A 12,321-nucleotide genomic window follows, 5' to 3' on the forward strand; every position below is an offset into this window, starting at 1 on the left:
TGTTTTAGCGCATTCTATAGATAGTATCAATTTTAAATAAATAAAAAATGAAAAAAACACTTTTATTACTCGCATTTTTGTTTTCATCTATTTCTATGTTGGCAAATCAAAAGATTGATCCACCCACAGAGTCCGAGGCAAAAGCTATTGTTTGTATTTATCGTCCTAGCAATTTTGTAGGCTTTGGCAGAGTATTTAATCTTAAAGTCAATGGAGAAGAAATAGGAAAGATTAAGAACGGAAAAAAAGTAATTTTAAAATTACCACTAGGAAAAACCATATTTAAAGTAAGAGGCAAAACAGTAGAGCTTGAACTACAAGCAGGAAAAACATATTACCTTCGTTCTGTTTTAGTACGCAATATGTTTTTGGGAAAACTCGATTTAGTAGCTGTCACAGAAGAGTTTGCAAAAAGAGAATTAAAAAGCATCAAATAATTTAGAATAAAAGTAGTAGACGATTAGATTTTTTTTAAAGAACTGCAACTTTTAAAATATACCTCTTTTGATTAGTAAACAAATATTTACAAAAAGTATTAACGGGAATAGAAGGGCACAAAAAAAGCTCTACAAAACATATGCTCAGAAAATGTTTATTCATTGTTATCGATATGTTTCAAATAAAGAAGATGCCGAAGATATTCTAGCTGAAGGTTTTATAAAAGTCTTTAACAATTTAAATAACATAGAATATAGAGATCCCAAAAGTTTTGAAGGATGGATAAGACAAATTATGATTAATGAATGCCTGGCTTTTTTGAGAAAAAGAAAAATGTTGTTTTATGATTTTGAGGAAAGCAAAATAAATGAGAATAGTTATGTAATTAATTCAAATGTGGATGCAGAAGATATATACAAAATGATACTTTCTTTACCCATCGGGTATCGTACCGTCTTCAATTTGTACGCTATAGAAGGGTATTCACACACTGAGATTTCTGAAAAATTAAATATAGCCACAAGCACTTCAAGATCGCAGCTTTCAAAAGCTAGAGCAATACTAAAAGAGTTAATAGTTAAAGACAATGAGTTATGAAAGAAAAAGAATTTGATAACTTAATTAAAACAAAAGTTGATAATGTTGATGACCTCCAAGGGATTGCATTTGAAGAGGATGTAGTATGGGAAAAAGTAAGTACAAAAATTTCAAAGAATACAAACGGTGGAATATACCTTCTTGTTTTTACATCTATTATAATTCTTATTGGAATAATTTATTTTTTCCTTTTTACACCAAGTTATACTCTATCCGATGAAAAAGAAATATCGCTTCCAACTATAACAGAAGAAACAATAGTAATAGATACAATAACTAACCAGAAGAAAAAGGCTATACAAAAGGCCAAGATCGTAGCTCCTAAAAAAAATAATTTTAAAAATAAACTCGCAAAAAAAGCGGCAATCACCACAGAAGATCCAATAGTTGATACAAAAGATACAGTTAATACTATAGATAAAGTAAATCAAAAGCTAATTGATACAAGCCAATCAAATGAATCGTTAAAAATTTCAAATCAAAATAAATTTTATAAAGTCAATTTTGGTGAAGTAACTGAAACCAGAGCTTATGTTCATGTATATAGACCTGGTAAAATTGCCGGAGCGTTAAATATGTTTTCGTTGAAGGCAAATGGTAAAAAAATTGGGACTATTACTAATGGAGAATATGAAGTTTTTATGGTTGAGTCGGGATTAACAGAGTTTGAAATAAAAAGAAAGAAGATTAAAATTAAACTAGAGGCTAGAAAAAGTTATTATCTGAGAACTGAATTAATATTTTTGGGAAAAACCAAATTTGAGCAAGTAACTGAATCTTATGCAAAAGAAGAGCTGAGTTCTATGAAATAGTAAAGAATTTGGTTTAATAGTATGTGAAATCATGCGTGCGTTTTTAATCAAATAAAATGTTGGTAAAGAACCTTTATGGTATTGCGTAAATGTTAGATATATAGAGAGAATTATGGAATGGGTAGACAAAATATTAGCTATTATCTATGAAAAACACAAGACTGTCTATATAAACAGGAGCTTAATGTTATTTATCTTATTTTAGTTTTTTAATAAGAATCGTACATGCGAAAAGATTATTTAGCAATACTATTACACAGTTTTTTATGGCTACTCGCATTTCTATATCCCTTATTTTCATTAGATGACGTTGCTAACACACAATATATCATTAATAGAAATTGGTTATCTATCACAAGTGTTTTTCTTGTTTTTTACATCAATTATTTTGTTTTAGTAAACACCTATTTTTTTAAAAGAAAAAAGCTACAGTTTTATATTATCAACATTTTATTGATTACTATATTTTTTTTTCTGATTAGATACTTCTTAAAATGGAATGTCTTTAACCCTTCAATAGACGGAATAAGAACTAGAGAAGTAAGAAGTGGTCAAATGTCTTCTATTCAACTTATTCTGCCGATGATTTTAAGTGTTGGAATGTGTGTTGGCTTAAAAATCAATAAAAAATTGAATAAAAATCAATTGGTATTACAGCAAGTTAAACAGGCTCGATTAGTTACAGAAATTAAATACTTAAAATATCAGGTTCAACCTCATTTTCTTTTCAATACACTAAACAATATATACGCTTTGGTTGATAGTTCTCCTGTAATTGCTAAAGAATCAATTCATAGTTTAAGCAAAATGATGCGCTATTTATTGCACGATTCTTCAACAAATAAAGTTCCTCTAGCTAAAGAAATTGAATTTTTAGAACGTTATATTGATTTAATGCAACTAAGAATATCTTCTAATCTTAAATTAGAAAAAAGCTTCCCTATCATAAATCAGCCTATAAAAATAGCACCATTAACATTAATATCATTTATTGAAAATGCCTTTAAACATGGTATCGATGCAATGCAGACTAGTTTTATAAAAATTGAATTAAAGATTGATAATGACCAAATACATTATTCAGTTATGAACTCATCATTTCCTGAAAAAGAAAAAGTAACTAATTCTGGAATTGGATTAAAAAACCTTAAAAAACGACTGGAACTATTATATCCAAACAAATTTGAGTTGTATACAAAAGATGAAAACAACTTGTTTAAGGCAACCTTAATATTAAACTATAAAGAATGATGCTATCTTGTATTTTGATTGATGATGAACCTTTGGCTCTTGATTTAATGGAAGGTTATGTAAAGTCGATTCCTTTTTTAAAATTGGTAGCAAAATGCAATAACGCTATTGCTGCAATTGAAGTTATAGAGAAAGAAGCCGTTGATTTGATTTTTACAGACATTCAAATGCCTAATTTATCAGGAATAGAATTCTCAAAGATAATTTTAAATAAAGGCATTAAAGTAATTTTCACTACTGCATTTGAAGAGTTTGCATTAGAAGGTTATAAAGTAAATGCTATTGATTATTTGGTTAAACCTATTAGCTATCTTGAGTTCTTTTTGGCTGCTAATAAAGCCAAACAACAAACTGGAACTAAATCAGCATATACAGATACAACAAGCTATGCAGATGACTACATCTTTGTAAAATCAGAATATAAGTTAATAAAAATAGAACTTAGAGATTTGATTTATATAGAAGGATTAAAAGACTATTTAAAATTTTATACAGTCAATTCAGAAAAACCAATCCTCACTTTAAAAACGATGAAATCCTTAGAAGAGGAGCTATCCGGCAAAAACTTTATGCGCGTGCATCAATCGTTTATGGTCAACTTAAAAAAAATAAAAACCATAGAACGCAACAGAATTGTTTTTGGAGATAAGTACATTCCTATATCCGAGAAATATAAAGAATCTTTTCAGAAATTTATCGATGCTAGTTCATAATAGGCAAAATCTCACAGAACGTCTATAACTCTCTGGAGAATGTCTATTTCGTTTGAATCAGGCATTACTTTTATTCAAATTTGATGTATTAATAATTTAAAGAAGACTCTTTAATAAACAAATACATTATGATGAAAGCATTTCCAAAATCCAATATTATTTTTATTGCCTTATTCTTTCTGATAACAGTTGTGAAATCTCAAACTGTAAACGAAAAAATTAATGAAGTGATGCAAAAATATATAGAACTCGATCAATTTTCAGGAAGTATCTTATTAGCTAAAAATGGAGAAGTACTTTATAAAAAAGCGTTTGGAGAAGCTGATAAAGAACTACACGTCAAAAATAATTTAGACACTAAATATGATATCTGTTCCATGGGGAAAGTTTTTACAGGAGTATCTATTTTACAATTGGAAGAACAAGGAAAACTGCAAATAAACGATCCTGTAATTAAGTATTTGAAAGATTTTCCGTTAGGAGATAAAATCACTATTCATCATTTACTATCACATACTTCTGGTATTGGAAACTATTTTAGACACCCAGAGTATAACCCAAATAAAAATAAGTTACGCCAGGTTAATGACCTGTTGCAGTTGATTTATGAGCAAGAACTAGTTTTTAAAACTCCTGGAGAGCGTTTTTCTTATTCAAATTCTGGAGTTGTGATTCTGGGTGCTATTATAGAAGAAATAACAAAACAAAATTACTCAGACTATATACAAGAACATATTTTGACTCCGGTAAAAATGTATAACACAGGAATCAAATATTTGGATGATATAGTAGAAAATCGTGCTAATGGTTACATGAGATCAATTTCAAGTAATTACACTAAGAATATATATGAAATTCCGACTGCGAGTCCAGCTGGTGGAATTTTATCAACTGTAAATGACTTATTTAAATTTGATCAAGCGCTTGATGCTAATATATTAATAAGTAAAGCTTCAAAAGAAAAAATGTTTACAGCTGTAACCTCAAGATATGGTTATACATTTCAAGTTGACAATAGACATGGTAATAAAATTGTAGGGCACGGAGGTGGAGCTCCTGGGTTTACTTCATATTTTTCAAAATATTTAAAAGATAAATATGTATTGATAGTACTGTCAAATTATGACAATATTGCTAGAGAAGTATCTGTAGCTATTGAATCAATATTATATAATAAAGATTACAAGTTGCCCAGGCAAAAGCTTGCGCAATACATATACCAGCAACAGGATACATTACAAAGTTTTAATACAAGTAAAGATCTTGCTGATTTTCTAAAAGAAAACAATTATACGCCAAAATTTGGTGGACATTTAAATTATGTTGGTTATGAATTAATGAAAGAAGGAAAAGTAGATTATGCAATTACAATATTTAAACTAAATACAATTTTGTTTTCAGATATTCCAAATGTTTATGACAGTTTAGCGGAAGCTTATGAGAACAATAATCAGTACAAATTAGCCTTAAAAAATTATGAGCAAGCCGTTAAAATTGCAAAAAAACGCTCTCATAAATCATTAAGTTCTTTTCAGTCCAATTTAGATAGGTTTAAGAAAAAACAAAATAAAGATTTATAGATAAACGGGGTCTAGAATTAAAACCACAAACATAATAATCTATAAGGAACTTAATAAATCCCTGAAAACAGTGAAGCGAGTTTTCATTATAAAAGTTACTTTTGGATGAGTTTAATGTTTTATGAAAATAAAGATGAGTTTGTACTATCATTTATGTAATTCTGGAGGAATGACCACTTATATTGAAGGTGTAAATCGAACCAGTAAAAGTTTGATTCGAGGTAAAGAAATTATTGAAAAAGAAGATAAACTGCCCTATAAGTTTACGTATGATGAGCCAGGTCATCACCCTCTTCAAAGTATTTTAGGGGAGAATAGCTTAAAAGAACTAAGTGGTTTAGTTAGAGAAACCGGAGAGGATCATCTTTGGGATTTTTTTGGCGGACCAAATATTATGAGTAAGAGAATGTATACCATCCTTAAGGAATGTGGTGTTGATAATATTCAGGTACTACCATTACAATTAATCAATAAAAACACAGGTAAAATACGAGAAGATTATGTTGTTTTTAACATTTTAGAATTAGTTTCTTGTATAAAGCTAAGAGAATCTGATACATTGCCTTTAGGAAAAGATTTTTATGAGTTTGCAGGGTCATTAATAGACCCCGAAAGGACAAATGATGCATTAATTTTTCGTAAAGAAATTGGAGCAGGAATCTTTGTTCATAAAAAGATAGCTGATGCTTTAGAAAAAAATAATATAAAAGGGATTAGTTTAATCCCAACAAGAAAATGGCAAAGAAATCCTTAAGCAGAAAACAAAATATTCTGATAAAATCTCTATATGATTTTTAACAATCAAGTTATTTCAAGTTGTTATAACGTTATAATACGTGCTTTGCATTTAACACCTTAAAATCTTTTGTACAGTTTAAAGGAGCAAAAATTTTATCACTATTTTGATCAATTTCATTAAGGAGGTTTTTTATAAATTGGCTGTACTCTGAATTATTCTGTTCTTTTTCGTTGAGCTCATAATGTTCTTCGTAGGTAGCATCCAATTCTTCAAAGTTTAATTTTTCAAAACCTTGATATGGCCAATCACCTGGATTATACCGTAGAGAAGTGATTTTCTCTTCTTTTTTATATGGATTTCCTTTTTCAAGTGCATCTTGATTGACTTTATTTTCGATTTTTAAGTAATAATTTATGTACTCTTCCAGGTTAGATGTATTTTGTATTTTTAATAGATTTTGAGGCATAGATTTAAACTCTTCCTCTATAATTTCAATTTCGTCTTTGGTTAAGTCCTTTCTTAGTATAATTTTTTCATGTGATGCTTGCCAGTCACGGCTGTAAGTATTAATAATCCTATTAAAACCTTCTTCACTACTTAAACATAACATACCCGCATCTACAGCAAAAGCGTAAAAGTTTTCTTCTTTGTGACTCTTAGCAAATTCTTCTATTTGTTTAGTAATATTTGCAAGCGTTTTTTCAATGTTATATTTAATCATAATTACTTTACTAGTATTTTTATTTTTATGTATTTAATCAATGCTATTCAGCCATTCGCTACGATGAGTAGCATCCTTAAATACATCATTAAAAGATTCGTCACAAGAAAAACCTTTAAGTTCATAATGAAGTTCTCTTAAATATATTTCTATTGGATCATCTGTATCTTTTACTTCTTCTATTAATTCATCATATAAACATAGCTTATTAGTTTCAGGGTGGATAAAGTAAAAAGCTTGTAGCCCAATATCAATGGGAGCGAATATATTTTCATTGTACTCGATTTTATTTCCTACTAAATCCTGACCAATTGCGTGTAGAGTGCCTTCATATCCATTGTGAAGTATTAATTGGTCTTCATCTCCCGCGGTTCCCCATTCAAAACCATCACAGATAGTCAAAAAATTTTGAAAGTGTTTTGGAGATTTGTTGTCTTTATGGTTTTTTAATGGGCTTGAAATTGTAAATGTAAACCCTTCATAATCCTCTGAAGGATTTGGAAAAGTTAACTCATACCCATGAGAAAGATAATTAATCTCCTCAGCACTATTTATCAAGGTTTCAAAGAGTATAAATGAAGTATTAGATAATACAGGTTTAAAGCTATTAATTAACTCTATTTTAAGTTCTTTCATCTTTTTAAAATTCAACTAGCATTTATTATAATTTATCAAATGTTCCAAATTTTAACCAAAAAACAAAGGCTGTATATAATGGCACTCAAAACTAGAAATTATATCCGGCTAGTTTTACCCTGTTTTCAGGGGTTATAAATTCATTATTTATAGTGTACTGTACTTCTTGATAATGTGTGAAATTTGAATAAAATAAAAAGGCATTTCATGATTTTAGATTCCATAATTGAATTTACAGCAGCAAAAGAGCTTTATCAAGATTGCTGGTTAACCAGTATCCCTAAAAAATATAATGCACCAACAGATGCTGAAAAAAAATGGCTTTGGAAATTTTTGAGTGCACAAAATTATTATAAAAACCTAAACGATGTAGAAAGACAAAATTTACATAAGGTTATTGAAATTATTGAAAACTCTGTACCAATGATAACCTCTGATGGTACTGTCTTAAGTGTATATCATAGGTTATATTTAGCATCCCTTTTAGGAAGATTCTTTATTCATAAAGAGATAGTTTCTCTTGATGTAATTTCATCTATTGTAATTTATCCTACCTATAAAATACGTAAAATATACAACGAAAGTGGGTTAGTAGTTTGCAAAGGGTCAAATATGCTTTTACAACAAGTTGCTTTAAGCTATAGAGTAATTGATCTTTTAACTGAAAAGTATATTGCTACGCGAGGAATTCTGTTTATGATATTACCTCATTTTAAGGGAGAGTTCATAAAAAAAGAATATCAAAACTGGATAGAAGATTTAAAATACATCGAATCAATTATTAGTAAACAGCAAATACATTTTAAAGATAAAATAGAGCAAAAAATAAAAGATTTAGAGCAAAAAATAACAACATTCACTACTGAACTTTCTACTATTCTATTACAAGAAGATGTGCAATTAAAACCTTTTACCGATGGTGTTCTCTTAGGGGCTCAAAAACTCATTAATCATATAACCACTTTGAAGGATTTTTTACCTATGCTAAATGAGGCTAATCAAGTTTCTATCCATTTATCGTGGCTATCTATCATAGAAAATATGCAAAATGATAACGATTTGGTAGCACATGAAATGGCACATGTGATAGATTTTATAAATGGTGGGTTGGATGGTGTACCTAATACGTCCAGAAAATTTAAAGAAGTTTGGGAAACAGCTTTTACACAAGAAAAAGAGGAAGAATCGTTTTTGGATCCTTATGCCTTTACAAATGAAATGGAGTTTTTTGCTGTATGCAGTGAAGCCTTTTTTAAAACTCCAGAATTACTAAAACACAAAATACCAACGATCTATGATTCGTTAATAAGAGTGTATGGTTACCATCCACAAAATAATAAAAAGGTAAAATCGTTAGATTATTTTAAACTAATATACTTTTCCAAGATTAGTGCTTTTAAAAGTCTAAGCGCATAATAAAAAATCTTATCACCGTCAAGTTGCGAGATTTATTATTACAAAACATTAAAACCTAACCCCATGAAAACGTCAAAGAAGAATACAGAAAGAATCCCTTATTTCACAAGTATTTTAAACTGTAACATAGCAAAAATACAGTATTGTATACTTATGTTCCTAACATTGTTTTTCAACAAGCAATCTTATGGACAAGATTCTCAAATTCCCTTATACCAATCAACTACAGCTCTCACTTCTATTACTTTTATAAACAACGATTTATCTGGAATCACTTGGGTCGAAGACACGAATACTTTTTATATGATCCAAAATAGTGGTGGAAAAATCTGGGAAACAGATAGTAACTTTAATTTATTAAGAACTATTTCTATGTCCGGTTTTGGAGACTCAGAAGACCTGGTATATCTGGGTAATAATGAATTTGCCATTGTCAATGAAGCTTCTAAATTTTATATTGGAACGATAAGTTCCAACGTCACATCTATTAACGCCAACGCTTTTCAAGAAATTACTTTTGATAATCCAGCAGGTAACCTTGGTCCAGAAGGAATTGCTTATGATACTGATAGCCAAATATTTTATATTGTAAAAGAAAAATCTCCTCGAAAGATTTATAAAATAAATCGTCCAACAGGTAGTGATAATATTACTGTAACCCCAGAAATTCCTTTTGATGCTCAAACAGTTTTTGCCGGAATAGCGAGTGATTTATCAGCAGTGTATTTTGATAACCTTACAGACAGATTATGGGTGTTGAGTCACGAAAGTCATAAAATTGTTGATGTTGCCATTGATGGAACGATTTATGGCGAATTAGCCCTAGCTGATGCAAGCCAGCACGAAGGACTTACGGTAGATGCTAACGAAGTATTATATGTTACTAGTGAAGCCAATAGATATAGAATCTATGAAAAAAACACTCAAGCAGTAACAGATTATCATGTGGGTCCAGGACAATCTTTAGCTACAATTTCTGAAGTGCCCTGGGCGACTTTACAAGCAGGGGATCGTGTATTTATACATTGGAGAGATACTCCTTACAAAGAAAAATGGGTAATTAACAGACAGGGTACAGCAGATAACCGTATTCAAATTATTGGTGTAAATGGTCCTCAAGGACAGCAGCCTGTAATAGATGGTAATGGTGCCACCACGGTTGCTGGTGTTAATTTTTGGAATGATCAAAGAGGGGTAATTAAAATTGGAGGTTCCAATACACCTGCCGACGGTTTACCAAATTATATAACGATAGAAAATCTGGAAGTAAGATCCGGAAGACAACCCTATCAATTTACTGATGAAAGTGGTCAAACACAGAGTTATTCTGCAAATGCTGCTGCTATCTATGTAGAAAAGGCAGCAAACTTAATTATTAGAAATTGTACTTTACATGACTCTGGAAATGGTTTGTTTATAGGTGCTGATAATGGGAGTACTGAGAATATCTTGATTGAAAAGAATTATTTTTATGACAATGGTATTGTTGGAAGTATTCATCAGCATAATGCCTATACAGCTGCTATTGGTATTACGTATCAATACAACCGTTTTGGTTCGTTAAGAGCTGGAGCTAATGGCAATAATCTTAAAGACAGGTCAGCTGGTTTGGTAGTACGATATAATTGGGTTGAAGGTGGTAATCGGCAATTGGACCTGGTAGACGCAGAAGATTCCCAGGTTTTGGTAAACCATCCAAGTTATAATACAACTCATGTATACGGAAATGTTTTGATAGAACCAGATGGCGCCGGAAATTCTCAAATCGTACATTATGGAGGTGATAGCGGAACCACAGCAGATTATAGAAAAGGAGACCTTTATTTTTATAATAACACGGTGATCTCTACCAGAACCAATACTACTACATTAATTGCATTATCAACCAATGATGAAACTGCTCACATATTTAATAATGTAATGTATCCTTCAGCCTCAGGAAACTTATTTGCAATGATTAGCAATAACGGGACGTGTAATATGAACCATAATTGGTTAAAAACAGGGTGGAAAGATAGTCATCAAAGTAGCCCAAATGGTGTCGTAAACGATCAGGGAAGTAATAATACAGGTTCAGATCCTTTATTTCAAGATTTTAATAATCAGGATTTTAGTTTACAGGAAAGTTCACCATTAATAAATCAAGGAGATGTTATTCCTGCTTCATTATTACCAGATCATAATGTAATTAGTCAATACGTTAAACATCAAGATTTTATAGACAGAACTATTTCTGGGAATTTTGATATTGGAGCTTTTGAATACAATTCTAATTTGTCAGTAGGAGATGAAGTTTTTAATATAAGTGTTTTGGTAACACCAAACCCAACTTCTACATTTTTTAATATTGAGATTGAAGAAAATAGCATTTTAGAAAGTGTTATTATTTATAATGAACTAGGACAGTTTATTAAAAAAGTATCTGAAAGTAAAGTAGATATTTCAAATCTTACAACTGGTCTTTATTTTGTAAAAATCACTTCACTAGATGGAAATACAGTCGTTAAAAAAGTGATTAAAACATAAGGTAATTAATGAGTTAAGTCAAATATATGTCACTGGTATTGTATTTCAGAGTTAGGAATATATAAACTCTAACATTATTAATTCTTAGACGATAGTAGAGTAAGGGAAGCCAACCAAAAGAATTCACTATTTCAATAAACAACAGTAAACGATGAATAATTTGTATGGTATAGAACTTCTATCATACTTTTTAATTTCTTCGAATTTTTTGGCCTCTTACCGGTTCACCTCTTCCTATAAACACATCATTTTCATAATAATTTGTAAATTGAATAGGAAAGCCAATACCATCACTTGGACTCTCTGATGTTGTTTGCAGGTGATAATGTAAATGTGGTTCTGTAGAATTCCCACTATTTCCAGCTTTTCCAACTTCCTGACCTTTCTCAACAGTATCTCCAATTGAAACAATTATAGAATTCTTTTTAAAGTGTGCCATTACAGAAACTTCACCATTTAAGTGATCAATTATGATGTAATTTCCACCAGGTTGATCTCTATTAAGAGCTCCAGGAATATTATCCTCAATATTATTTTCCATAGCTATTATTTTTCCAGTACCAGGCGCATTTAAGCGTTTGCCAAAACAATAATAATCTTCGTTTTGAGTACCATCACCAGTAAAAGAAACTCCATTTACTATTTGAAGAACGTCTATAGCATATCGCTCATTACGACTATAAAAATGTTGATTCTGTATGGCTGATCTTCCTCCCCAAACTACATACCACTCGTTTTCAAATGGTAGTTCTAGTTCTGTAATAGTTTGATAACTAAGGTGGATTTCTTCATCTAACTTTCCTTCATCTCCCATAAGAATATCTGTACAAGAGGAGAATGATAAAATGAATATTATAAAAAAGGTAGAAGCAAAGAGTTTTATATATTTCAT

General features: G+C 30.2%; 12 protein-coding genes. 9 read left to right on the forward strand and 3 right to left on the reverse strand.

The features are described from left to right. Positions 1-47 precede the first annotated feature (47 nt). The 7 genes from U0D62_RS10540 to U0D62_RS10570 all read left to right on the forward strand — a co-directional run bounded on the left by U0D62_RS10540 (position 48) and on the right by U0D62_RS10570 (position 6,145). Positions 48-437 carry a DUF2846 domain-containing protein gene (locus U0D62_RS10540; RefSeq protein ID WP_322287242.1) on the forward strand — a complete coding sequence of 130 codons (390 nt, stop codon included), beginning with the start codon at positions 48-50 and terminating at the stop codon, positions 435-437. A gap of 67 nt (positions 438-504) precedes the next feature. After that, positions 505-1,035, forward strand: a complete 531-nt coding sequence (locus U0D62_RS10545) for an RNA polymerase sigma factor (protein ID WP_322287243.1) — start codon at positions 505-507, stop codon at positions 1,033-1,035. Further along, positions 1,032-1,847, forward strand: a complete 816-nt coding sequence (locus U0D62_RS10550) for a DUF2846 domain-containing protein (RefSeq protein ID WP_322287244.1) — start codon at positions 1,032-1,034, stop codon at positions 1,845-1,847. The genes U0D62_RS10545 and U0D62_RS10550 overlap by 4 nt, the downstream gene beginning before the upstream one ends. 225 nt (positions 1,848-2,072) lie before the next feature. Next, positions 2,073-3,098, forward strand: coding sequence for a sensor histidine kinase (locus U0D62_RS10555; RefSeq protein WP_322287245.1), 1,026 nt, complete (start codon positions 2,073-2,075; stop codon positions 3,096-3,098). After that, the gene (locus tag U0D62_RS10560) at positions 3,095-3,811 is read left to right on the forward strand and encodes a LytR/AlgR family response regulator transcription factor (RefSeq protein WP_322287246.1); all 717 of its coding nucleotides are present in this window, start codon (positions 3,095-3,097) and stop codon (positions 3,809-3,811) included. Before U0D62_RS10555 ends, U0D62_RS10560 begins: the two co-directional genes overlap by 4 nt. Positions 3,812-3,939: 128 nt before the next feature. Beyond that, positions 3,940-5,391 carry a serine hydrolase domain-containing protein gene (locus U0D62_RS10565; protein ID WP_322287247.1) on the forward strand — a complete coding sequence of 484 codons (1,452 nt, stop codon included), beginning with the start codon at positions 3,940-3,942 and terminating at the stop codon, positions 5,389-5,391. A gap of 133 nt (positions 5,392-5,524) precedes the next feature. Further along, positions 5,525-6,145, forward strand: coding sequence for an imm11 family protein (locus tag U0D62_RS10570; protein ID WP_322287248.1), 621 nt, complete (start codon positions 5,525-5,527; stop codon positions 6,143-6,145). Between the two features lie 73 nt (positions 6,146-6,218). On the opposite strand, the gene U0D62_RS10575 is transcribed toward U0D62_RS10570, so the two are convergent. Together U0D62_RS10575 and U0D62_RS10580 are read right to left on the reverse strand one after the other, a co-directional pair. Beyond that, positions 6,219-6,851, reverse strand: a complete 633-nt coding sequence (locus tag U0D62_RS10575) for a DUF4303 domain-containing protein (RefSeq protein WP_322287249.1) — start codon at positions 6,849-6,851, stop codon at positions 6,219-6,221. A 33-nt stretch (positions 6,852-6,884) separates the two neighbouring features. Then, positions 6,885-7,487: a hypothetical protein gene (locus tag U0D62_RS10580; protein WP_322287250.1), complete on the reverse strand. Its 603-nt coding sequence runs from the start codon at positions 7,485-7,487 to the stop codon at positions 6,885-6,887. A gap of 207 nt (positions 7,488-7,694) precedes the next feature. Here U0D62_RS10580 and U0D62_RS10585 point away from each other — a divergent pair, with 207 nt between their 5' ends. Both U0D62_RS10585 and U0D62_RS10590 read left to right on the forward strand, forming a co-directional pair. Beyond that, positions 7,695-8,903, forward strand: coding sequence for a zinc-dependent peptidase (locus U0D62_RS10585; RefSeq protein ID WP_322287251.1), 1,209 nt, complete (start codon positions 7,695-7,697; stop codon positions 8,901-8,903). A 63-nt stretch (positions 8,904-8,966) separates the two neighbouring features. Next, complete coding sequence (locus U0D62_RS10590) at positions 8,967-11,429, forward strand: SdiA-regulated domain-containing protein (RefSeq protein WP_322287252.1); 2,463 nt, start codon at positions 8,967-8,969, stop codon at positions 11,427-11,429. Between the two features lie 190 nt (positions 11,430-11,619). Here the strand turns inward: U0D62_RS10590 and U0D62_RS10595 are convergent, their stop codons facing one another. Then, complete coding sequence (locus U0D62_RS10595; protein WP_322287253.1) at positions 11,620-12,321, reverse strand: M23 family metallopeptidase; 702 nt, start codon at positions 12,319-12,321, stop codon at positions 11,620-11,622.

Source organism: Aquimarina callyspongiae (genome assembly GCF_034322225.1).
Taxonomy (GTDB): Bacteria; Bacteroidota; Bacteroidia; order Flavobacteriales; family Flavobacteriaceae; genus Aquimarina.

Bases quoted from the DNA above. Each gene is read 5' to 3' on its own strand.
- U0D62_RS10540 (WP_322287242.1), top strand. From the start codon at position 48: ATGAAAAAAACACTTTTATTACTCGCATTTTTGTTTTCATCTATTTCT.
- U0D62_RS10550 (WP_322287244.1), top strand. From the start codon at position 1,032: ATGAAAGAAAAAGAATTTGATAACTTAATTAAAACAAAAGTTGATAAT.
- U0D62_RS10555 (WP_322287245.1), top strand. From the start codon at position 2,073: ATGCGAAAAGATTATTTAGCAATACTATTACACAGTTTTTTATGGCTA.
- U0D62_RS10560 (WP_322287246.1), top strand. From the start codon at position 3,095: ATGATGCTATCTTGTATTTTGATTGATGATGAACCTTTGGCTCTTGAT.
- U0D62_RS10565 (WP_322287247.1), top strand. From the start codon at position 3,940: ATGATGAAAGCATTTCCAAAATCCAATATTATTTTTATTGCCTTATTC.
- U0D62_RS10570 (WP_322287248.1), top strand. From the start codon at position 5,525: ATGAGTTTGTACTATCATTTATGTAATTCTGGAGGAATGACCACTTAT.
- U0D62_RS10575 (WP_322287249.1), bottom strand. From the start codon at position 6,851: ATGATTAAATATAACATTGAAAAAACGCTTGCAAATATTACTAAACAA.
- U0D62_RS10580 (WP_322287250.1), bottom strand. From the start codon at position 7,487: ATGAAAGAACTTAAAATAGAGTTAATTAATAGCTTTAAACCTGTATTA.
- U0D62_RS10585 (WP_322287251.1), top strand. From the start codon at position 7,695: ATGATTTTAGATTCCATAATTGAATTTACAGCAGCAAAAGAGCTTTAT.
- U0D62_RS10590 (WP_322287252.1), top strand. From the start codon at position 8,967: ATGAAAACGTCAAAGAAGAATACAGAAAGAATCCCTTATTTCACAAGT.
- U0D62_RS10595 (WP_322287253.1), bottom strand. From the start codon at position 12,321: ATGAAATATATAAAACTCTTTGCTTCTACCTTTTTTATAATATTCATT.